Origin of the sequence: Curtobacterium sp. HSID17257 (genome assembly GCF_003989515.1) — a bacterium.
Taxonomy (GTDB): Bacteria; Actinomycetota; Actinomycetes; order Actinomycetales; family Microbacteriaceae; genus Curtobacterium.
Map to the genome: position 1 here is coordinate 1 of NZ_RBLU01000243.1, position 544 is coordinate 544.

Consider the following 544-nt stretch of genomic DNA (forward strand, 5'->3'; position numbering starts at 1 on the left):
TCCCGGCGGCACGACGGTGGTCGAGAGCGCGAGTCGGGGCAGCAGCGCGACGCCGAGGCCGGCGGCGACGAGCCCGACGACCGCCGCGGCGTTGTCGGTCTCGAGCACGATCTCCGGTGTGAACCCGGATGCGGCGCACGAGGCGAGCAGGTGGCCGCGGCAGCGGGGGCACCCGCCGATCCACCGGGCGTCCCGGAACGCGGCGAGGTCGGCAGCCCGTCCGTCGGGCTGCCCGTCGCCGACGGCGGTGACGAGCGCGAGCGGGTCCCGTCCGAGTGCGCGCGTCGTCAGGGTCGGATCGGTCCCCGGGTCGTCCTGCATCGCGTGCGAGAACGTCAGCGCGACGTCGACCTCCCCGCGTCGGAGCAGGTCGACGGCCTCGGGCGGCTCGGCCTCGACGTACGACGTCACGACGCCGGGGCTGTCCGCCGCCAGTGCCGCGAGCACCGGCGGCACGAGGGTCGACGACGCGCTCGGGAAGCCGGCGAGCCGCACCCGACCACGGGCGAGGCCCCCGACGGCGTCGAGGTCCTCGCGCGCCGCG

Annotated in this window: 1 protein-coding gene; it reads right to left on the reverse strand. The window is 77.4% G+C overall.

Annotation, left to right across the window (positions count from 1 at the left end):
* On the reverse strand, nt 1–544 hold a 544-nt coding region (locus D8M35_RS16230; RefSeq protein ID WP_238638288.1), incomplete at both ends, for a LysR substrate-binding domain-containing protein.